This is a genomic window from Burkholderia sp. IDO3, from assembly GCF_003366075.1.
Lineage (GTDB): Bacteria > Pseudomonadota > Gammaproteobacteria > Burkholderiales > Burkholderiaceae > Burkholderia > Burkholderia anthina.
The window spans coordinates 30,519-50,900 of record NZ_CP028962.1; the positions used below are offsets into that span (position 1 = coordinate 30,519).

Annotated in this window: 19 protein-coding genes; 11 read left to right on the forward strand and 8 right to left on the reverse strand. The window is 63.7% G+C overall.

From position 1 onward, the window contains the following. Positions 1-555, reverse strand: a complete 555-nt coding sequence (locus tag DCN14_RS00135) for an NAD(P)H-dependent oxidoreductase (RefSeq protein ID WP_096508806.1) — start codon at positions 553-555, stop codon at positions 1-3. Between the two features lie 367 nt (positions 556-922). Here DCN14_RS00135 and DCN14_RS00140 point away from each other — a divergent pair, with 367 nt between their 5' ends. Continuing rightward, positions 923-1,519, forward strand: a complete 597-nt coding sequence (locus DCN14_RS00140) for an RNA polymerase factor sigma-70 (protein WP_096508807.1) — start codon at positions 923-925, stop codon at positions 1,517-1,519. Continuing rightward, positions 1,500-1,703, forward strand: coding sequence for a zf-HC2 domain-containing protein (locus DCN14_RS00145; protein ID WP_096508808.1), 204 nt, complete (start codon positions 1,500-1,502; stop codon positions 1,701-1,703). The genes DCN14_RS00140 and DCN14_RS00145 overlap by 20 nt, the downstream gene beginning before the upstream one ends. 380 nt (positions 1,704-2,083) lie before the next feature. Here DCN14_RS00145 and arsC read toward each other — a convergent pair whose 3' ends face one another. Next, positions 2,084-2,440: an arsenate reductase (glutaredoxin) gene (gene arsC, locus DCN14_RS00150; RefSeq protein ID WP_096508809.1), complete on the reverse strand. Its 357-nt coding sequence runs from the start codon at positions 2,438-2,440 to the stop codon at positions 2,084-2,086. Positions 2,441-2,821: 381 nt separating this feature from the next. Continuing rightward, on the reverse strand, positions 2,822-3,433 hold the full coding sequence (locus DCN14_RS37755) for a hypothetical protein (protein ID WP_240327221.1): 612 nt from the start codon (positions 3,431-3,433) through the stop codon (positions 2,822-2,824). Between the two features lie 401 nt (positions 3,434-3,834). Between DCN14_RS37755 and parA the strand changes: the two genes are divergently transcribed. Both parA and DCN14_RS00165 read left to right on the forward strand, forming a co-directional pair. Continuing rightward, the gene (gene parA, locus DCN14_RS00160; RefSeq protein WP_059448842.1) at positions 3,835-4,497 is read left to right on the forward strand and encodes a ParA family partition ATPase; all 663 of its coding nucleotides are present in this window, start codon (positions 3,835-3,837) and stop codon (positions 4,495-4,497) included. Between the two features lie 23 nt (positions 4,498-4,520). Further along, on the forward strand, positions 4,521-5,582 hold the full coding sequence (locus tag DCN14_RS00165; RefSeq protein ID WP_096508874.1) for a ParB/RepB/Spo0J family partition protein: 1,062 nt from the start codon (positions 4,521-4,523) through the stop codon (positions 5,580-5,582). Between the two features lie 91 nt (positions 5,583-5,673). Here the strand turns inward: DCN14_RS00165 and DCN14_RS00170 are convergent, their stop codons facing one another. Continuing rightward, positions 5,674-7,038 (reverse strand): replication initiation protein, encoded by a 1,365-nt coding sequence (locus tag DCN14_RS00170; RefSeq protein WP_096508875.1) that lies wholly within the window; start codon positions 7,036-7,038, stop codon positions 5,674-5,676. A gap of 1,822 nt (positions 7,039-8,860) precedes the next feature. Between DCN14_RS00170 and DCN14_RS00175 the strand changes: the two genes are divergently transcribed. After that, positions 8,861-10,042 (forward strand): DNA-binding protein, encoded by a 1,182-nt coding sequence (locus DCN14_RS00175; protein ID WP_096508876.1) that lies wholly within the window; start codon positions 8,861-8,863, stop codon positions 10,040-10,042. A gap of 139 nt (positions 10,043-10,181) precedes the next feature. Here the strand turns inward: DCN14_RS00175 and DCN14_RS00180 are convergent, their stop codons facing one another. From DCN14_RS00180 to DCN14_RS00190, 3 genes are all read right to left on the reverse strand, one after another. Then, positions 10,182-11,195: a tyrosine-type recombinase/integrase gene (locus DCN14_RS00180; RefSeq protein ID WP_096508877.1), complete on the reverse strand. Its 1,014-nt coding sequence runs from the start codon at positions 11,193-11,195 to the stop codon at positions 10,182-10,184. A 107-nt stretch (positions 11,196-11,302) separates the two neighbouring features. Further along, complete coding sequence (locus DCN14_RS00185) at positions 11,303-11,680, reverse strand: DUF2471 family protein (RefSeq protein ID WP_096508878.1); 378 nt, start codon at positions 11,678-11,680, stop codon at positions 11,303-11,305. A 129-nt stretch (positions 11,681-11,809) separates the two neighbouring features. Then, positions 11,810-12,421, reverse strand: a complete 612-nt coding sequence (locus DCN14_RS00190) for an XRE family transcriptional regulator (protein ID WP_096508879.1) — start codon at positions 12,419-12,421, stop codon at positions 11,810-11,812. Between the two features lie 161 nt (positions 12,422-12,582). On the opposite strand from DCN14_RS00190, the gene DCN14_RS00195 reads away from it, so the two are divergent. Together DCN14_RS00195 and tdh are read left to right on the forward strand one after the other, a co-directional pair. Continuing rightward, complete coding sequence (locus DCN14_RS00195; protein ID WP_096508880.1) at positions 12,583-13,782, forward strand: glycine C-acetyltransferase; 1,200 nt, start codon at positions 12,583-12,585, stop codon at positions 13,780-13,782. 13 nt (positions 13,783-13,795) lie between these two features. Next, a complete protein-coding gene (tdh, locus tag DCN14_RS00200; protein ID WP_096508881.1) occupies positions 13,796-14,824 on the forward strand; it encodes an L-threonine 3-dehydrogenase in 1,029 nt (342 codons plus the stop codon). Positions 14,825-15,089: 265 nt separating this feature from the next. On the opposite strand, the gene DCN14_RS00205 is transcribed toward tdh, so the two are convergent. Next, positions 15,090-16,034, reverse strand: a complete 945-nt coding sequence (locus tag DCN14_RS00205) for a LysR family transcriptional regulator (RefSeq protein WP_096508882.1) — start codon at positions 16,032-16,034, stop codon at positions 15,090-15,092. A 155-nt stretch (positions 16,035-16,189) separates the two neighbouring features. Between DCN14_RS00205 and leuC the strand changes: the two genes are divergently transcribed. The 4 genes from leuC (at position 16,190) to DCN14_RS00225 (ending at position 20,324) form a co-directional block, all read left to right on the forward strand. Next, positions 16,190-17,614, forward strand: a complete 1,425-nt coding sequence (gene leuC / locus DCN14_RS00210) for a 3-isopropylmalate dehydratase large subunit (protein WP_096508883.1) — start codon at positions 16,190-16,192, stop codon at positions 17,612-17,614. After that, positions 17,607-18,263, forward strand: a complete 657-nt coding sequence (gene leuD, locus DCN14_RS00215) for a 3-isopropylmalate dehydratase small subunit (protein WP_096508884.1) — start codon at positions 17,607-17,609, stop codon at positions 18,261-18,263. The genes leuC and leuD overlap by 8 nt, the downstream gene beginning before the upstream one ends. 41 nt (positions 18,264-18,304) lie before the next feature. Beyond that, the gene (locus tag DCN14_RS00220) at positions 18,305-19,324 is read left to right on the forward strand and encodes a 4-hydroxythreonine-4-phosphate dehydrogenase PdxA (RefSeq protein WP_096508885.1); all 1,020 of its coding nucleotides are present in this window, start codon (positions 18,305-18,307) and stop codon (positions 19,322-19,324) included. A gap of 112 nt (positions 19,325-19,436) precedes the next feature. Then, positions 19,437-20,324 carry an alpha/beta hydrolase gene (locus DCN14_RS00225; RefSeq protein ID WP_203368117.1) on the forward strand — a complete coding sequence of 296 codons (888 nt, stop codon included), beginning with the start codon at positions 19,437-19,439 and terminating at the stop codon, positions 20,322-20,324. Positions 20,325-20,382: the final 58 nt, after the last annotated feature.

Consider the following 20,382-nt stretch of genomic DNA (forward strand, 5'->3'; position numbering starts at 1 on the left):
TCAGGCCGCCTTCAGCACGCGGACCCAGTCGACGTAGCGATCGACGAAGCCCTGCAGGAACTTGCGGGTGTCCTCGCTGACGATCTGGCCTTGATCGTCGATGCGGGCCGGGTCGTGCTTGATGAACATCTCGGGCTGGCCGAGCGTCTTCACGTCGAGATACGCGAGCACGTTGCGCAGGTGCTGCTGCGCGAGCGCCGTGCCGACCGCGCCCGGCGACGTGCCGAGCACCGCGCCCGGCTTGCCCGACCACGAGTTGTGGCCCCACGGACGCGAGCCCCAGTCCAGCGCATTCTTCAGCACGCCCGGAATCGACCGGTTGTATTCGGGCGTGACGAACAGCAGCGCATCCGACGCCTCGATCGACTGCTTGAAGCGCTTCGCGACTTCCGGATAATCGGTGTCGTAGTCCTGGCTGTACAACGGCAGCTCGCCGATCTCGACGAATTCGAACGAGAAGTCGGCAGGGGCGAGCGACACCACGGCATGCGCGAGCGCGCGATTCCAGGAACCGCGACGCAGGCTGCCGACGACGACCGCAACACGATAGGACATGGCTTTCTCCTTCCGGTGAGTGAGGAATCGAATCGATTGATTCTGGACAGGCAACAAAGGTCTGTTTATAGGCAAGCCAGCCCGCGAGCCGTCCCACGGGGCCATCCGGCCGACTTTCCACAAGGTTTTCCACAGAAATTGTGGATAACTTCGCCGTTATGATCTGACGTTACAAACCGCCCGTGTCGCGACGTCGCGGCACGCGACGCGGGGTTCCGGCAAGCATAGCGCAGCGCACCGGCCGCGTTCGTGAATTCGCGACGGAACATACGTTGCGGGCCGACGCGGCGCCCAGTAAGCTGCTCGCACGGCGACGCGCCCGCCCTGTGGCGCACTCGCGATCGCTTCATGAGGCTTCCGATCCACCATGCCGTCCGCGTACGACGATCCCGCCTATCTGGCACAACTGCGGCACGACCTGCTGCGATTCGCACGACTTCAACTCCGCGACGCCGACACCGCAGAGGATGCCGTGCAGGAAGCACTGACCGCCGCGTGGTCGCACGCCGGGGAATTTGCCGGACGGTCCGCGCACAAGACCTGGGTGTTCGGCATCCTGCGCAACAAGCTGATCGACGTCCTGCGCGCACGGCAGCGGATGGTGAGCCTGTCCGCGCTCGATGCGGAACTCGATGGCGAAGCCGTACTCGATCGCGAGTTGTTCAAGGAAAACGGACACTGGGCCGCGCATACGAAGCCGCGACCGTGGCCGCGCCCCGAGACGCTGTTGCAGCAACAGCAGTTCTGGACGCTGTTCCAGGCCTGCCTCGACCATCTTCCCGAGCAAATCGGACGCGTGTTCATGATGCGCGAATTTCTCGATGTCGCGATCGCGGACATCTGCAGCGAATTGACGTTGACGACCAATCATTGCAGCGTGCTGCTGTATCGGGCGCGCACGCGCCTGCGCACCTGCCTCAGCGAAAAAGGACTGACGACCGAAGATGCTGCCGGGGAAATGTAGCAACGTGACGCGACTGCTGTCGGATGCGCTCGATCGGCGTTTGACGCTGCACGAGCGGATGCAGGTGCACGTGCATTTGCCGACTTGTAGCGGATGCCGGGCTTATCGCGGACAAATCGGGATGCTGAGGATTGCCGCGCAGGCGGCGGCGGGGCGGGATGGGGTGGACGCGATGGGGGATTAGCGGCGCGGCGCGGATATCGTTCCGGCCGGGCGGTGTGGGGGCTCGGTGACGAGCTGGTTTTCGCGGCGTGCGGTGATGTTCGCTGCGAGATCCGAGCGACGGGTGGTCGGTGGTCTGCGGATGTACTTGGGGAATCCGGTGCGCTTGGCCGTTGTCGCTGTGTGTTGCTGGCGGCTGCGGTTTCCGGGCTGCGGAAAGGGCGGTATGGCGAGGCGTCGGCGAGGCGTGATTTTGGCCGGCTGATCCGGTGCGCTTTTTAGGTGTCGCTGGTGTCGCTGGTGAGCGATGCCCGGGCAGTGCGTCGCGGAAAGCGATCTCAATCATCAACCCGGTGCGCATGCGCCGGGCTGATGCAATCGGAAAAATACGCCGAACAATAATTATTCGAACAGCGCGCGCACCGATTCAGGCGGCCGCCCGATGGCAGCCTTGCCTCGATACACGACGATCGGACGCTGCAGCAGAATCGGATGAGCGGCAATCGCTTCGTATGCCTGGACATCAGTGAGATCCGCGCGAGCCAGATCCAGCGTCTTGTACGGCTCCTCGCCATCGCGAAGCATGTCGCGCACCGGACGGCCCAGCTGACGATGCAGTACTTCAAGCTCATCGACGGTCGGCGGCGTCTTCAGATACTCGACTACGTTCACCTGGGTGCCGGTCGTGTTCAGCGTATCGACGAGCGCGAGCGTCTCGCGGGACTTCGAGCATCGGGGGTTGTGATAGATCGTGATCATCTTTCAGGCCTGGATGGTAGAGGCCCGTATTGTAGCCAGTCTGATTACGGGCGTTTCGGTGGAGCAGGGGTGAGGTTGAGGAGGGGCCCGGATTCGCTGCGATTGAGGAGCGCATCGCCGGAACTGTGCGAGCGAAGCGTGCTTGAAACGTTTATGCGCATAAAGTGTGTTGTGCGGCCGAGCATCAAAACGCTCGCGGCAGACGAAGGGGCGCGGCTAACAATGGCTCCGCGCGATGACGTAGCGAGAGCGGTAAAAGCGGATGGCCTCGCCACGCGCAAACGCCATCACGCGGGCTGACAACTACACCACGCCGATACGGCCATCGGTCAGGATCGTGTCGAACATGAGGATGGCCAAGCACGCCGTGCCTCGCGGAGTTTATGCGCATAAAGCTGCATGCATCCGGGCAGGTCTAGCGGCTATCTCTTCGCGTGATCTGTGCTTGAGTCTCGCAGCAAGCTGCGGGCAGGGCTCGATAGCATCCCGAACAGCAGCGCACGCGACTCTATGCGTCATCGTCAACGTGCAACCGTTGCGGTCGCCATCTTCAACAGGTTTATGCGCATAAACGCTGAGATGACTGGCACGCAGCCACCGCGCCATCCCGAGCATCCCGAGCATCCCGAGCATCCCGAGCATCCCGAGCATCCCGAGCATCCCGAGCATCCCGAGCATCCCGAGCATCCCGAGCATCCCGAGCATCCCGAGCATCCCGAGCATCCCGAGCATCCCGAGCATCCCGAGCATCCCGAGCATCCCGAGCATCCCGAGCATCCCGAGCATCCCGAGCATCCCGAGCATCCCGAGCATCCCGAGCATCCCGAGCATCCCGAGCATCCCGAGCATCCCGAGCATCCCGAGCATCCCGAGCATCCCGAGCATCCCGAGCATCCCGAGCATCCCGAGCATCCCGAGCATCCCGAGCATCCCGAGCATCCCGAGCATCCCGAGCATCCCGAGCATCCCGAGCATCCCGAGCATCCCGAGCATTTCAGCAGCCTGCGCAGCGCAGACGCACCCGTCGAAGCTCAAGGTCGAACGGCGGATCCCGCCGGCGAATATCCGCCGCCCCCTCCAAAGTTTATGCGCACAAACTCGCCTTCCAGGGCAGTAGACCTCCTGAGCACGCGAAAGGGCAGATGCCTCCACATCGCAGCGAGCAACTGGCTTCTCCGACATGAAACCACCCCTTCTGCCGATCCACTATCCTGCCACTCATCGACCGTTCATAGCCGCACAACCGCGACACCTCGGCCACCCGATATTCGCCGCCTCGTTTATGCGCATAAACCGATAGCCCGAATGGCTAATGCGTAGTTGGTGAACGACAATTTCATTGAAATATAAATATCGTCCTGTAGAATTCCAACGACCAAAAACAGGAGTGAAAATTGGCCGCAGAAATCATTGCAGTCACTCAACAAAAAGGTGGCGTCGGCAAAAGCACGATTGCCATGCACCTCGGCGCGGCATTCCACGAGAAAGGGAAGCGCGTCCTCGTCATCGACGCTGACGGTCAAAACACACTGGTTCACTGGTCAAGCGCGTCCGGCGATAGCGACACCGGCATTCCTTTCCCGGTCGTCAACCTCGCAGAAGCCGGCGGCCAGATCCATCGCGAGATCAAGAAGTTCATCAACGACTACGACATCATCGTCGTCGATTGCCCGCCGTCGATCACGGAGAAGGTATCCGGCGTCGTACTGCTGGCCGCTTCGATTGCCGTGATCCCGACTTCGTCGTCGCCGGCCGATTACTGGTCGAGCGTCGGGCTGGTCAAGCTGATCCAGCAGGCGCAAGTGATGAACGAAGACCTCCGTGCCGTCTTCCTGCTGAACAAAACCGAAGAGAAGCGGATGCTGACGCGCGAGCTCAAGCGCGCGCTCGAGGAACTCGGCTTCCCGTTGTTGAAGACGCAAATCCCGACCCGGGAAGCGTACAAGCAGGCGATGGCGCTCGGTCAGACCGTGCTGCAGATGAACGATCGCGGCGCCAAGCTGGCCGCTGCGGAAATCCGCGCATGTGCCGACGAAATCGTCGCCATGCTGCCCTGACTTTATGCGCATAAAGGAGTCACATGAAGCCCTCCCAATTTGCAAAAGGATTCCAGGCGCGCCCGGATATCACGACGAGCGAGAAGCGTACGGCGCTTGATCGGCTGAATGCCATCGACGGCATCGTCAAGTCCGAGACTGCTACACCCGCGCCGACGAAGTCGGCGAAGAAGGACATCGCACCGCCGCCCGTTCCGGAAGTCGTGCCCGACTCGCTGTCCGACGAGTCGGCGCAATATCGCGCGTGGCGTCTCGAGAACCGCTATGCCCCCGGCCAGGTGATCGAGCTGCCGCTGAAGACGATCAAGCATAGCCCGTTCAATCCGCGCCACTTCTATCTGAAATCGTCGATCGCCGAGCTCGCGGTCAACCTCGCGAAGCAGGGGCAACAGCAGGCGATTCACGTGATTCCGGACTACGACAATCCGGGCACGTATTTCGTCAGCGACGGCGGCCGCCGCGTGCGCGCACTGAAGGAAGCGAACAAGGAATCGGTGAAGGCGATCGTGATCGACGTGCCGATCGGTATCCAGAGCTACAAGCTCGGTTACGACCTGAACGTGCAACGCGATTCGCAGACGGTGTTCGACAACGCCGTCGTGTGGCGCCGCTTCCTCGACAACAAGCATTTCCAGAGTCAGAAGGAGCTGTCCGAACATCTTGGCCTCGACGAATCGACGGTCGCCGTTGCGCTGTCGATCGGCAAGCTGCCGGAAGCCGTCATGCAGGAGATGGTTGCGCGTTCCGATCGCTTCGGTTCGAACATGGCGTATCAGGTCGGCCGCTATCACAATGCGCGCGGCACCGAAGCCACGCTGCGACTGATCAACAAGATCGTGTCGGACGACCTCAGCACGCGTCAGGTGTCGGACATCGTCAAGGGCCGTGTCGCGGCACAAGAGACACCGAAGCCGGCGGGGCGGCAGCGCTATGCGCAACGTCTGGAGATCAAGCTCGGCGGCAAGTCGGTCGGCGACCTGAAGTCGTATGGCGAAGACCGCATCGAACTGCGCCTGCGCGGGCTTCCGAAGGAAAAGCGCGACGCGATCCTCGAGCAGCTCGAGCGGATGCTGTTGTCGGAGTGATGGAAGCGGCCGGCAGGGCCTGGCGACGCGCCGGGCCCGCGCGGTAGGCGGGGGTGGCCGGCGGCGGCCCGTCAGCGGGCCTGAGCGGGCCTCAGGCGGCCCGCGATTGATTCAGGGTGAACGACAGCAGGTCGCCGTCGGTCGGCTCGCCCCAGGTCTTCTGGGCCAGCCAGTCGAAAAATGCCGTCTCGGCCAGCTTGGACTCGAGGCCGCGCTTGCGCCAGTCGTCACGCAGGTGCGAGCCCATCGTCGGCAACACCTCCGACTCGAACGACTCGCGCGCCACTTCGCGCTCGGCGTCGCCCTGCTCCTCGTACAGCACCTTCGCTTCCTTGCGGCGAAACGCCGAGAATTCGCTCAGCAGACGCGCCTTCAAATCGTCCGGCTGCGCCGCGACGACCTTCGCCGACGGCGTGCCGGCCGGCAGCGCGTCGACGGACTCGACCGGCGGCGCATAGCCCTTCTTCAGCGCATCCTTGAACAATGCGGGCGCACTGCGCACCGGCGGCAGCGTCGTGCTGCGCATCCGCTGCTCGGTCATCTGCAGCGCCGCGCGAATCCGGTTTTCCTCGCTGTCCGCGTAGAGCGTCTGCGCTTCCTTGAGCGGAATCCCGAGCTTCACCATCCGGTCGACCAGCGTGCTGTCGAACACGTTCGGATGCTCGTCGAGCGCGAGCATCGGCTGCTTGCGCTCGGTCACGCGGAACTGGATCTCCGCGACCCGCCGCCCTTCACGATGCTCGATCAGCTCGACGAAGATGTTGGTGACCGCGTTGACCTCGGCGATCGCCGGACGCAGATAGTCGCGCTTGAAGTACTTGTACTCGCGCTTCGCCTCGTCACCGGCTTCCGTGTCCGGCGTGCCCGACAGAATCGGACGCCACCATTCCCACGGCTCGCGCATCGTCAGATGGCTCGGGTTCGTCAGATAGCGCACGCAGATTTCGTACAGCGCCAGACCGGCGCTGCTGCGCAACTGGCTCTGGAACTGCAGGCTCAGGCGTGCGTACTGGACCGGGTCGAGCAGCTTCTTCTTGATCTTCGGCGCGAACGAGAATTCGACCCACACGCGTCGAGTAGCCGGATCCTCGAGAATTTCGGCATCGGCGATCAGCGTCGAGATGCCCCACTTGCGGCCCGGCTTCTGGCTCGACGTGCCCGTGCTCCATTCGACCTGGACCGACACCATGCGGCGCAGGTGTTCCTTCACCAGCGCGGTGTCGTTCGAATCGAAGGCGGAATTTGCGACGATGTCCGACAGCAGCGCGCGATAGGTATCGCCCGAGTCGTCGGCCTGCTGCGCGACGGCGAGCAGGACGTTGAACAGCTTGCGGGTCAGGAGCGTGATCTTGCCGCTCTTCGGCTGAATTGCGATCGCCTCGACGGCCTTACGCAATTCGGCTGAACTGGCACTCACCACATCCACATCGGTTTTCTTGGCGCGCTTCGTGGCCATGCGTCGGGTCGGAAGAGAAGTTTCCCGGAAGGATAGCGCCTGTGGTGATGTGCGTCCAGAACGACATACTCACCATAGCCGGTGAAGCGCGCGTGCAAAGCAGCACTCACCCCAGCGGCCTCCCGAAAACGCTCACCGGTCCGAAATCAGGGCGTTCCGGACTCTTCCAGACGTGTCGCGGGATGCGCCGGTTCACAGATTTTTGCCTGTGCACGACACGTGCGAAACCGGCTCCCGTATCACCTCACCTTTCGATTTGTCGTAATTTTACGACTGCTTCGACATGCGCCGGTCACAGCGTCGCCACTGCATGTCACGACATCGCTTCGGCGGCCCTGTGCAAGCCTGTATGCATGTACAGGCGCGGCTGGCCGGCCGATCGCGATCATCTCCGGCATCCGGAAACGCGGCCCGAAAAGCGGCTCCGAAGCGTGGAGCCAACCTGCTTCACAGGCCCGGGCGCGCATTGTACAGCGCACAGAATGCGTTCGGTCCCGAAAATCCTCACCCAATCAACCCGTCATTCTGTGATCCGCACGCCAACGAATCCCCGACACACGCGGGATTGGCCGCCAAGACCTCCCGAAAAGCCTCACCTTATTGAAAAAAGCGGCGCTGCAACGGACGCAAAAGCGACTCCCGAAAAATCTCACCGTAACCGTCTTGGTATCAAAAATCTCAATGGCGTCCGATACTTAGGCGCAACTGGCGTTCCGCGGGGTCCAGTGATCTTCCCCCGAAAAATCTCACCTTTCCGGCATCGAAGCGAGTACGACAGCTGTGTGTCGACTCCCGAAAAACCTCACCTGTGCCAAAAAGTGGCACAGAAAAAATCGGATTTCGGCCAGTCCTGGCGGGCATTTCACCGAATTCCTCGGGTCACAGGTCCTGAAAAGCCTCACCTTTGACCAATTTTCGGGCAAACAGCACTCCCGAAAATTCTCACCTGTGAGCGTGCCCGCCGGCTGTGATTTATCTCCTGAAAAACCTCACCTCAACGGGATCCGGGCAGGAAAACCCGGATTTCCCTCCCGAAAAGCCTCACCTTTCGGGCTTCACAGGCTCCACTGGGTGCTTTTGCCGTGCAAAATGGCGGCCGGTTCCCGGAAATCCTCACAGCAAATCCGCTGCGAGTCCCGTGAAACCTCACCTTTCTGGAAAAACGCCTAAAAGATGGGCAGAATCGGGGCAGGAAGAAGGTCCCGCAAAATCTCACCTATGTCTGCACAGGCAGAAATCTGTGCATGCCGACACAGTGCGGGTTCTGCGGCTGTGCGCCCCCGAAAAGCCTCACCTTTGGGAAAACGCGTGTTTCACTGTGATCCCGAATCCGCTCACGATCTTTCCTGCATCGGCTCACGCAGCTCCCCGAACCCCATCACTTCTGCTCCCGCAAAAGATCACCTTGATTCCCGTAAAACTTCACCTTGTCGCCCGGAAAGCCTTGCTACATAAGGCTGTGCCGTGGCGTTAACGTTTTTAACTAAGGGTTCAAGGGTGTTTACTTCTAATACTCTCAAGACATACGTTCCCGAGTTTTCCACAGACACACCAACCCCTGAACACCCACAGGCTGCGATATCAGTCGTCATGTGAAACAAATGCCCTTTTTGGGGGCATGCAGGAAAATGCTTGCAATACAATGACTTGACGGACTTTCTTCGCTTTGTTTCACGGAATTTGAAGCATGGCTCGCCTGGATCGGCTCACAGACCCGATTTCTGTGCAAAGCGACGTAAATTCGCGACGGTCGACGAAAACAAGTATCAAAAGATACGTATTTCGTTATGATCGCAACATATCAATGTCTGTGAGCCATGCCATGACGCTGGATGAAATCCGCCACGCCATCCGGGAAGAACTCGAATCGCTACGCGCGAGCGGCGCTCGACGCCAGGAATTGTCGCTGCATGCGTGCAAGCGTTTGTTTTTCGATCTCGGCATTCGGCCGTCAGCTGCCAACGTCCGGGATCTGACCCAGACCGGCAGCGCCAGCGACATTCCGAAGGACATCGATCATTTCTGGGAACGCATTCGCTCCGCGTCCAAGGTCAGGCTCGACGGCGCGGCAATTCCAAAAGCTGTGGAGGAAAAGGCGGGGGCGTTGCTCGGTGCGCTCTATGAAGAAGCGTTGAAAGCCGCCCGGGAGAGCCTCGACGTCGACCGCGAACAGATTCGCGCAGGCGTGACCGATGCGGAGCAGCGTCTGCGCGACGCCACGGTTCGCCAGGAAACGCTCGAAGAGGCACTGGCTCGTAGCGAAACCCGCAACGACCAGTTGCAGACGCGCGTGACCGAGCTCGAAGTCCAGCTCGCGTCGCAATCGACTCACGGTTCGGCAAACGAAGCGACGCTGCTCACCACAGTCGCCCGACTGGAAAAGGAACTGGCCGCAATGGCCGGCCGCGTCGACGCCGAACAGACGCAGAACGCGGCGCTACGCGATCGCATCGATACGCTGCAGGCCGAGTTGCAGCAGCGCACCGAACACTATGCGCAGCAGATCAAGGACGCGGTGGCCGAAGCCGAACGCCGCGTCAAACCAATGCTGGTCGAACTCGATTCGCTGCGCAGCATGGCATCGACCTACCAGAGCGGCCTGCGCGACGTGCAGCGCAAGGAATTCGATTTCCTTCAGCAACTGAGTTCGGCCAAGGCCCGCGCGGACCGGCTCGAAGAGCAGTTGCGGACCCAAAGCGACGAACTGGAGCGCGCGACGCGCGATGTGAGCACGCTGCGCGCGAGCCGCGGGATGAGTCCGGAGATTTCGGCGCTGATTCAGCGGCTGGCCGATGCCGGTCAACTGGACGCGGACGCGTTTTCCGCGATCGGGACGTCGCTGGATCATGAGATTCCGGTTCCGAACCAGTGCCCGCATTGCGATGGAGAGCCGGAGCTGTCACATGGTGACGACGGCTTCGAAGTGTCGTGCCCCGAATGCGAACATGCGTCGGGGGCATGGCCTTCCCGATTCGAGGCTGTCGTGCGCTTTGCCCGCAGCTGAGCCGGCGATTGCCGGCGCGGCTTCACAGGTGAGATTGTCCGGGAAGCTTGAGGTGAGGTTTTTCGGGAGCCGAGAAACGGTGAGGCTGCGCCACACAAGGCTGCTCACGGATCATGTCGCGTGAGCAGCCTGCTCCGAATCAGTGAGTTTCGTCCTGGTCGGACGCATCACCGTTGGCGAGATCGTCGCGCCAGTTTTTCCATGCGCGATGCAGGCGGTTCGACGAGATCGGCCGCATGAAACCCAGCCATTTGCCGACCCGCTCGGGCGGTACGTCGTGTTCGAACAATTCGGCCGCGTAAGTGTTGCGCAGCGTTTGCGGACTCGCGCGCGCGGTGCGCGACGACGTGAGCCCGGCGGATTCGACGATCGCATCGATCGCGCGGAGCATCGTCGCCTTGTGCATCGGCCGCCCGGCATGCGATGCGGGGAATACGAGTTCGCCCGGAATTTCCTGACGCTTGCGTTCCACGAGCCACGCTTCGAGCAGCGCGATCGCGAACGACGCGAGATGGGTTTCGCGCGCGAAATCGGGATGCGTCGACTGGATCTGCAGCGAGGTGCCGCTCGTATTGATGCAACTAATCGTAAGTGCGCGTGCTTCGCCGGTTTTCACGCCGGCGCCCAGAAACGCGGCGACGAGCGCGCGATCGCGCCGCTCCTTCCAGTACGCGGAGCCGGACACGCCGATCGGCGAAAACAGGTAAGCCAGCAACTTTGCGCGCTCGGCCGGTGTCAGGAAACCGGTCGGCTCGTTGTCGCGAGCTTTTCGCCAGGTCGCTTCGCCATCCTGAGCAATGAAGCGGGCGGGGTTGGTCGACGCGAACTCGGTACGCCGGATATGGTCGAGCACGCGCTCGATCAACCGCAAATAGCGCATGCGTTGCGTTTTCCGGATCGGGAGCTCACCAACGAAGTGAGCGATCGACGCGGTATCGACCGTAGCGAGGTTTTTCTGATGAGCACTCAGCCAGGTGAGAAACGCGCCCCATTGCGCGCGATAGACATCGGCCGACGAGCGACGGTAGTCCTGCATGGCAAGCCATGCGTCGAACGCGGTTTCGGGCGAAAGGATCCAGTCGGACGCGCCGCGGTCGAACAGGTCCTTTTCTTCAGGCCGTACGGGGATGTCGGGGGGCGTGGGAAGAGACATGTCATTTATTCCGTTAGTTGCGTGTATGGTAGCCCTTTCCGCAACGTCGCGGGCAGTAAGCAGGATGCTGGAGCAGGCCGCCGCGCTGGACGGCCCCGAGCCTGGCGTCAGTCGCCCCAAGCCTTCGACGGGCGGTGAGCGCGCTCGCGAGACGACGCGTTCTGCGACGCCGCCGCTGCTTCATAGGCGAGCACCGCGAACGAGAAGACGGCGGGGAGTGCGTTCGATCGGCCGAAGTCGATCGGATCGTCCGTTTCGGGAAAGGTCATGTCCGACGGGCGTTCGAACAGCTGGCGCATGCCGGCGTCATGCCGGCTGGCAAAGCCGAGATCGGCGAGCGCCTCGGCTTCGATGGCGTGCAGCAGACGCCACGACAACGGGACGCGCTGCCGGATATAGCGCCCGGCAATATGGTGGACGATCAGTTCGAGGTCGTGCGCGGCAGCCCTGAAGCTGAGCGCGGCCAAATCTTGTTCTTCTGTCATCGCAGGCTCCTGTCGACCGAAGCAGGCGCCTCGGTGCGCCGACTCCGGCCATGCATGGCGGAATGTTCGTATACTGTACAAACATACAGTATTTTCCGCAACTGGCCTTTCGGCCAGCTATCCGCATCGTCAGCGATGAATCACGATCAGGAGTGCGCGTGCTTCGGCCTTGCCGGGGTTGCGGATGGCGTGCGGCGTGTCGGCCGGATAGCGTGCGGTGTCGCCCGTTTTCAGGCGCCGGCTCGCGTCCGCGGCTTCGATTTCCATCGCGCCCTGCAGCACGGTCAGGTGTTCGCGCGTGCCGGGTTCGTGCGCGTTCGATACGAGCGCGCCGCCGCCCGGCAGCGTCAGCTCGTACCACTCGAACCTGCCGGCCAGATCGATCGGGCCCCACACGCGCAACTGGTAGCGGCCGTCGTGGCCGGCGAGCGTCGGAATGTCGTGCGGGCCGTCCACACGGATCGTCTCGGGCGCTTTCGGTTGCGAGAACAGTTCGTCGAGCGTGATGCCCAGCGCGTTCGTGAGCCGCCACGCGACCGCGATCGTCGGGTTGGCCTTGTCGCGCTCGATCTCGGAGAGCATCGATTTCGATACGCCGGCCGCGCGCGACAGGTCGTCGAGCGTGAGCTTGCGCTCGTTGCGCAGACGCTGGATCTGCTCGCCGACGCGCGGCGGCGTCACGGCCGGCTGCTGCGGTGCGGCGTCGGCACGCGTGCGCCGCGACGCGGGGGAACTTGCCATTTGATTTCCGTTCGCTTAGAGTTGTTCGATATTTCGAATTCTAGTTCGGAATATCGGATAAATGCGGTCAACCGAACGACCGACTATAACAGTAGCAGGCCGTTGCGCTGCCGCCACGAGTGGCGCGCGACGGATTGCGAAACCCTGTCAGGAGCTTTGCGATGCGTGATGCCTTTCTCGCCCAGGTGCGCGGGACGCTCGACCAGATCCGCGCGGACGGCTTTTACAAGACCGAGCGCGAGATTGCGAGTCCCCAGGCCGCGGCCGTGCGGCTCGCCGGCGGTGCCGGCGTGCTGAATTTCTGCGCGAACAACTATCTGGGTCTGGCGAACGATCCGCGCCTGATCACCGCGGCGCAGGCCGGGCTCGATCAGGACGGCTTCGGCATGGCGTCGGTGCGCTTCATCTGCGGCACGCAAACCGTGCACAAGCAGCTCGAGCGCGCGCTGGCCGCGTTTCTCGGCACCGAGGACAGCATCCTCTATTCGAGCTGTTTCGATGCGAACGGCGGCCTGTTCGAGACGTTGCTCGACGAGAACGACGCGGTGATCAGCGACGAGCTGAATCACGCGAGCATCATCGACGGCATCCGTCTGTGCAAGGCGAAGCGGTTTCGCTACAAGAACAACGACCTGTCCGACCTCGAGGCGAAGCTCAAGGAAGCCGACGCAGCGGGCGCGCGCCACAAGCTGATCGCGACCGACGGCGTGTTCTCGATGGACGGCATCATCGCCGACCTGAAAGGCATCTGCGACCTCGCCGATCGCTACGGCGCGCTCGTGATGGTCGACGATTCGCACGCGGTCGGCTTCATCGGCGCGCATGGCCGCGGCACGCCCGAGCATTGCGGCGTCGACGGCCGCGTCGACATCATCACCGGCACGCTCGGCAAGGCGCTTGGCGGCGCATCGGGCGGTTATGTCGCGGCCCGCCGCGAGATCGTCGAGCTGCTGCGTCAGCGTTCGCGCCCATACCTGTTCTCGAACACGCTGACGCCGAGCATTGCCGCGGCGTCGCTGAAGGTGCTGGAACTGCTCGGCAGCGACGAAGGCGCGACGCTGCGCGAGCGCGTGCGCGAGAACGGCGTGCGTTTCCGCGAACAGATGACGGCCGCGGGCTTCACGCTCGTGCCGGGCGCGCACCCGATCATCCCGGTGATGCTCGGCGACGCGCAACTCGCGACGAACATGGCCGACCGGTTGCTCGCCGAAGGCGTCTACGTGATCGGCTTCTCGTTCCCGGTCGTGCCGCGCGGCCGTGCGCGCATCCGCACGCAGATGAGTGCCGCGCATACGCCCGAACAGGTCGATCAGACGGTCGCCGCGTTCGTGCGCGTCGGCAAGTCGCTCGGTATCGTCTGACGGAGGCGCGATCATGAAAGCACTGGCAAAGCTCGAGCGCGGCCCGGGCCTCACGCTCACGCGCGTGAAGCGCCCCGAAGTCGGACACAACGACGTGCTGATCAAGATTCGCCGCACGGCGATCTGCGGCACCGACATCCATATCTGGAAGTGGGACGACTGGGCCCAGAAGACGATTCCCGTACCGATGCACGTCGGGCACGAATACGTCGGCGAGATCGTCGAGATGGGGCAGGAAGTGCGCGGCTTCGCGATCGGCGATCGCGTGTCCGGCGAAGGTCACATCACGTGCGGTTTCTGTCGCAACTGTCGCGCGGGCCGCCGGCATCTGTGCCGCAACACCGTCGGCGTCGGCGTGAACCGCGAGGGCGCATTCGCCGAGTATCTGGCGATTCCCGCATTCAACGCGTTCAAGATTCCGCCGGAGATCTCCGACGATCTCGCGTCGATCTTCGATCCGTTCGGCAACGCGACGCATACGGCGCTGTCGTTCAACCTCGTCGGCGAGGACGTGCTGATCACCGGCGCGGGCCCGATCGGCGTCATGGCGGTCGCGATCGCGAAGCACGTCGGTGCGCGCAACGTCGTGATCACCGACATCAACGACTACCGCCTCGAACTCGCGCGCAAGATGGGCGCGACGCGCGCGGTCAACGTCGCACGCGAGTCGCTGCGCGACGTGATGGCCGACCTGCGGATGACGGAAGGCTTCGATGTCGGCCTCGAGATGTCGGGCGTGCCGAGCGCGTTCACGAGCATGCTCGAGGCGATGAATCACGGCGGCAAGGTCGCGCTGCTCGGCATTCCGCCCGCACAGACGGCGATCGACTGGAACCAGGTGATCTTCAAGGGGCTCGAGATCAAGGGTATCTATGGTCGCGAGATGTTCGAGACCTGGTACAAGATGGTCGCGATGCTGCAAAGCGGCCTCGATTTGTCGCCGATCATCACGCACCGCTTCGCGGCCGACGATTTCGAGCAAGGCTTCGCCGCGATGCTGTCCGGCGAAAGCGGCAAGGTGATTCTCGACTGGACGACCTGAATGCCGAAGGGCGGCGCGGCCGTCGCGTCGCCTGCCCGCCCGTATCGGCGTTCGACTTCCCGGCCGTCCGCAGGTCGGGTGCGTGCATAAGGTGAGAAGATTCGGGAGCGCGGTTCAGCCGTCGAATCGGCTCCGCTTCGACGGCTCGATATCCTCCACCGCACACGAGTCGCGCCGTAGCGCGCGCATCCTTGCTGCCGGTTTTCGCGCCGTTGCGCTGTGATTCACCGCGTTTTCGTCGAGCGCCGCCGAAGCCGCTCGCCCGTCATTCGCCGCGCGCCATCCAGTTCCGCGCGTTCGCCTTGCCCGCCGCGCGCCCCGCCGTGCCGCCGAACCATTCGACGAGAAAGTCGATGAACGCCACGACCTTCGCCGAAGCGTTGAGCCGCTCACCGCATACCGCATGGACGTCCGCGCCCGGCAGCGACCATTCCGGCAATACCACCGCCAGCGCCCCCGAGCGCAAATGCGGGTAGACGTCCCACTCCGAGCGCATCAGCACGCCGTGGCCTTCGAGCGCCCAGACGAGCGCGGTCTCGCCGTCGTTGCTGCTCAACGCACCGCGGACCTTGATCGTTTCCTGCTTGCGCCCCCGGCTCAGGTGCCAGGTCCCGTAGGCCGCATCGTTCTCGCGCAGCACGATGCACTTGTGCGCATGCAGATCGCGCGGCGTGGCGGGTGTCCCGGCCTGCTTCAGATAGGCCGGCGACGCGCATAGCAGCCGGCGGTTCGGCGCGATCCTGCGCGCGACGAGCCGCGAATCGGGCACCTCGCCGAACCAGATGCCGACGTCGTAGGCCTCGTCCGCGAGGCGAATCGAACGATCGGTCAGCGTCAGTTGCACTTCCACTTCCGCATAGCGCCGCGCGAACTCGGATATCGCCGGCGCGATGTGGCGCCGGCCGAAGCCGAAGGTCGCGTTCACGCGCAGCAGCCCTTTGGGTATTGCTCGCGCGCTCGACACCATCCGGTCGAGTTCCTCGAGTTCGAGCAGCAGCCGCGCCCCGTGCGACAGATACAGCTCGCCCTCCTGCGTGACGCTGATGCGCCGTGTGGTGCGGTTCAGCAGCCGGACCCCGAGCCGGGCCTCCAGCCGCGCCAGCCGCGCGGTGACCGCGGGCGGCGTGACGCCGACTTCGCGCGCCAGCGCCGACAGGCTGCCGTGCTTGACCAGTTGCACGAAAAACGCGAGATCGGAGATGGAATCCACTGGCAGACCTATTTATAAACTGAAGTTAAAAATAGATTAAATGAAAATGCATTATATGCATCAACCATCTCTATAGACTAGTTCCCATAGCAAGCCAGCTTGCACCCAACGTCCTTCACTGACGTATTCCCTCGCCCCATTTCATCGGAGGAGATGTGTCGCGCACGCTGTATCAGAAACTCGTCGATTCGCATACTGTCGCGAAGCTCGACGCGGAGCACGTCCTGCTTTACGCGGATCTGCACATCATGAACGAGTACACCAGTCCGCAGGCGTTCAACGGCCTCGTCGAGCGCGGCGTCGGCGTGTTGCGGCCGGGGCAGCAGATGGGCGTGGTCGATCATGTGATTCCGACGCGGCCCGATCCGGTCGGCAAGCGCGTGATCGCGATCGACGCGGCCGCACGCCAGGCGGCGAATTTCACGCGCAACTGCGCGCGATACGGCATCAAGCTGTTCGACGTCAACGATCCGCTGCAGGGCATCGAACACGTCGTCGCGCCCGAATCGGGCCTGATTCGCCCCGGCATGGTCGTACTGTGCGGCGACAGCCACACCACCACCTACGGCGCATTCGGCGCGCTCGGATTCGGCATCGGCACGTCCGAGATCGAGCACGTGCTGGCCACGCAGACGCTGTCGTATCGCGTCGCGCATACGATGCGCATCCGGATCGACGGCCGGTTGCCAGCGGTCAGCACTGCGAAGGATCTCGTACTGTGCGTGATCGCGAAGATCGGCGCGCAGGGCGCGCGCGGCTATGCGGTCGAATACGTCGGCGACGCGATTCGCGCGCTGTCGATGGAAGCGCGGATGACGCTGTGCAACATGACCGTCGAGGCCGGCGCGCGCGCGGTGCTGATCGAGCCGGACGACATCACTTTCGCGTACCTGCGCGCGCATCGCGGCAACCTGGACGAAGCGCGGATGGAAGCGGCGATCGACGCATGGCGCACGCTGCGCACGGATGCCGGCGCCGGGTTCGACCGTGAAATCGCGATCGACGCCAGCGACGTCGCGCCGTACGTCACGTGGGGAACGAGCCCCGACCAGGCGATTCCGGTCGACGGCCTGATTCCCGCGCCGCAAGACGGCGCGGACCGCGTCGCGAGTGCAGCCACCGCCCGCGCGCTGGACTATATCGGTCTCGCGCCGGGCGCATCGATCGAGGGCACGCCGATCGACCGGGTGTTCATCGGTTCGTGCACGAACGGTCGTATCGAGGACCTGCGCGCTGCCGCCGCGATGCTGCGCGACGGGATGCGGGTCGCGCCGACGGTGCGCGCGATGATCGTGCCGGGCTCCGGCACGGTGCGCGCGCAAGCCGAACGGGAGGGGCTGTCGGAGATCTTCATCAGGGCCGGCTTCGAATGGCGTCAGCCGGGTTGTTCGATGTGTCTCGCGATGAACGACGACGTGCTGCGCCCCGGCGAGCGCTGCGCGTCGACCACCAACCGCAATTTCGAGGGCCGCCAGGGGCGCGACAGTCGCACGCATCTGATGAGCCCCGCCATGGCCGCCGCGGCAGCGATCGCCGGGCGCATCACCGACATCCGCAAATGGGAGCACCGCGATGCCTGATTTCTCGCGCATGAACGGCGTGGCCGCGCCGCTGCCGATCGCCAATCTCGACACCGATCAGATCATGCCGAAGCAGTTCCTGCTCGGCACCGACAAGTCGGGCCTTGCCGCCGGCCTGCTGCATGACTTGCGCTTCCTGCCGGATGGCAGCCCCCGCGCCGGCTTCGTGCTGAACATGCCCGCTTATGCCGGTGCGAAGGTGCTGGTCGGCGGCGCGAACTTCGGTTGCGGCTCGAGCCGCGAACACGCGGTGTGGGGGCTGCAGCAAGGCGGCATCGAAGCGGTGCTCGCGCCGAGCTACGGCGAAATCTTCTACTACAACGCGGCGAACAACCGGCTGCTCGCCATCGTACTGAAACCGGAAGAGATCGACGCCATCACCGCGGAGATCTCGAACCCGGCGACCCATCGCATCGCGATCGACGTCGCGGGGCAGACGGTGCGCACCGCATCGGGCCGCACCTATGCGTTTCGCATGGACGAACGGCACCGGCAGATGTTCCTCGACGGCCTCGACGTGCTCGGCGCGTCGCTGAGGATGCTGCCGCAGATCGACGCATTCGAAGCGCGCCATCGCGCGGACAACCCCTGGGCGAGCGTACTGCCGCTGTCCGGCGACGCGGGTGAACGGCCCGCGCATCGCGAATGAACCCCTGTCTTCCAACTACAACCGATATGGAGAACCCCCGCATGAAACCCCTGATCGGCCTGATGCTCGGCGACGTCACCGGGATCGGCCCGGAACTGATCGTCAAGCTGCTGTCGCTTGCCGAGACGCGGCAGAAAGCCGACGTCGTGATCGTCGGCGACGAGCGCGTGCTCGAACTCGGCATGAAGGACGCCGGCCAGCGTATTCCGTACGTGAAGATCGCGCACGTGAAGGACGCGGTGCACGATGCGGCGGCGGTGCCGTTGATCGACCTGCACAACATCGACCCGGCCCGCTTCCCGCGCGGCGAACTGAACGCGGAATCGGGGCGCCTCACCGGCGAGACGCTCAAGGTGATGACCGACCTCGCGCTGGCCGGCGAGCTGGACGGCATCTGCTTCGCGCCGCTGAACAAGGCAGCGCTGCATCGTGGCGGCTGGAACTACCACGACGAGCACCAGATGTTCGCCGACTGGACGGGCCACGTCGGGTACTTCGGCGAAGTCAACATCATTCCGCAGTTCTCGACGTTTCGCGTGACCTCGCACGTCGCGCTGCGGCAGGCCGTCGACATGGTGAAGCCCGACCGGATCGAAGGCGCGCTCACGCTCGCTCACGACACGATGCGCGCCTTCGGCAAGACCGCGCCGCGCATCGGCGTCGCCGCGCTCAACCCGCACGGCGGCGAAAACGGCCTGTTCGGCGACGAGGAGATCCGGATCATTCGTCCGACGCTGGAAGCCCTGCGCGAGAAAGGTCTCGCGAGCGAAGGCCCGTTCCCGTCGGATACGGTGTTCATCAAGGCGCGCCGCGGCGACTTCGACGCGGTGGTGATCATGTATCACGATCAGGGGCAGATCGCGACGAAGCTGCTCGGCTTCTCGCAGGGCGTCACGTTGACCGGCGGCCTGAAGACCGTCTACGCGACGCCTGCGCACGGGGTCGCGTACGACATCGTCGGGCGCGGCGACGCAGACGTCGGTGCAACCGCGGCCGCCTTCGACGTCGCGACGCGCACCGCGAGCGCCCGGAAGGCGTCGCGCGAGGCGCTCGCGCACTGAACGAGATACGCGGCGTCCGCACCGCCCGCATTCCGCCCCGCTGCGCCGCCTGGAGACGGCGCGCGCAGCGCATCTGCAACAACGCGTTTACGCATTGCCATAGAGGTCAGTCATGCCCATGTTCGAAAATTTCACCAAAACGACGATCAAGACCAGCGGAGCCGAAATCGTGACGGTCAAGGGCGGCGAAGGGCCGCCGCTGCTGCTCATGCACGGCAACCCGTTCAATCACCTGTCGTGGCACAAGATCGCGCCGCGTCTCGCGAAGGAATTCACGGTCGTCTGCACCGATCTGCGCGGCTACGGCGACAGCTCGAAGCCGCCCGGCGGCGGCGATCATTCCGACTACTCGTTCCGCGCGATGGCGCAGGATCAGGTCGAGGTGATGGAAACGCTCGGCTTCACGAAGTTTTTCGCTGCCGGCCACGACCGCGGCGCGCGGGTGCTGCACCGGATGTGTCTCGATCACGGGAGCAAGGTGCTCAAGGCGGCGTTCATGGACATGCTGCCGCAGCACCATCTGCTGAACAACGTGACGCGCCAGTGGGGCAAGTTCTCGTGGCACTGGTTCTTCATGGTGCAGGACTACCCGACGCCGGAGACGATGATGGGCGCGGATCCGGAATTCTTCATCCGCCGCAAGCTGTCGAAGACCGATCAGGGCACGAGTTTCTTCGGCCCCGAGGCGCTCGCCGACTACATCCGCTGCATCAAGAATCCCGACGTGATCCACGCGATGTGCGAGGACTACCGCGCGACCTTCGGCATCGATCTCGACATGGATACCGCCGACTACGACGCCGGGCGCCGCGTGGACGTGCCGTCGCTGATCCTGTGGGGCGAGAAGGGCGGCGTCGGACGCAATCACGATGCCGCGCAGGTGTGGAGCCGCTACGCGAATCGCATCGTGCGGACCGCCACCGTCCCGTCGGGCCACTATCTGCAGGAGGAGTGTCCCGACGAAACCTACGAGGCGCTGAGCAGCTTCTTCCGGGCGTAGGCTTCGCGTCGGTTGTCCCGACCACGCATGCCGGCCGTCGCGACGCGACGCCGGCGCG

Excerpts from the sequence above, each read along its gene's own strand:
- DCN14_RS37755 (WP_240327221.1), bottom strand. The coding sequence starts at position 3,433 with ATGCTCGGGATGCTCGGGATGCTCGGGATGCTCGGGATGCTCGGGATG.
- tdh (WP_096508881.1), top strand. The coding sequence starts at position 13,796 with ATGAAAGCACTGGCAAAGCTCGAGCGCGGCCCGGGCCTCACGCTCACG.
- DCN14_RS00140 (WP_096508807.1), top strand. The coding sequence starts at position 923 with ATGCCGTCCGCGTACGACGATCCCGCCTATCTGGCACAACTGCGGCAC.
- DCN14_RS00175 (WP_096508876.1), top strand. The coding sequence starts at position 8,861 with ATGACGCTGGATGAAATCCGCCACGCCATCCGGGAAGAACTCGAATCG.
- DCN14_RS00195 (WP_096508880.1), top strand. The coding sequence starts at position 12,583 with ATGCGTGATGCCTTTCTCGCCCAGGTGCGCGGGACGCTCGACCAGATC.
- DCN14_RS00145 (WP_096508808.1), top strand. The coding sequence starts at position 1,500 with ATGCTGCCGGGGAAATGTAGCAACGTGACGCGACTGCTGTCGGATGCG.
- DCN14_RS00165 (WP_096508874.1), top strand. The coding sequence starts at position 4,521 with ATGAAGCCCTCCCAATTTGCAAAAGGATTCCAGGCGCGCCCGGATATC.
- DCN14_RS00185 (WP_096508878.1), bottom strand. The coding sequence starts at position 11,680 with ATGACAGAAGAACAAGATTTGGCCGCGCTCAGCTTCAGGGCTGCCGCG.
- DCN14_RS00220 (WP_096508885.1), top strand. The coding sequence starts at position 18,305 with ATGAAACCCCTGATCGGCCTGATGCTCGGCGACGTCACCGGGATCGGC.
- arsC (WP_096508809.1), bottom strand. The coding sequence starts at position 2,440 with ATGATCACGATCTATCACAACCCCCGATGCTCGAAGTCCCGCGAGACG.
- DCN14_RS00225 (WP_203368117.1), top strand. The coding sequence starts at position 19,437 with ATGCCCATGTTCGAAAATTTCACCAAAACGACGATCAAGACCAGCGGA.
- DCN14_RS00180 (WP_096508877.1), bottom strand. The coding sequence starts at position 11,195 with ATGTCTCTTCCCACGCCCCCCGACATCCCCGTACGGCCTGAAGAAAAG.
- leuD (WP_096508884.1), top strand. The coding sequence starts at position 17,607 with ATGCCTGATTTCTCGCGCATGAACGGCGTGGCCGCGCCGCTGCCGATC.
- DCN14_RS00190 (WP_096508879.1), bottom strand. The coding sequence starts at position 12,421 with ATGGCAAGTTCCCCCGCGTCGCGGCGCACGCGTGCCGACGCCGCACCG.
- DCN14_RS00170 (WP_096508875.1), bottom strand. The coding sequence starts at position 7,038 with ATGGCCACGAAGCGCGCCAAGAAAACCGATGTGGATGTGGTGAGTGCC.
- DCN14_RS00135 (WP_096508806.1), bottom strand. The coding sequence starts at position 555 with ATGTCCTATCGTGTTGCGGTCGTCGTCGGCAGCCTGCGTCGCGGTTCC.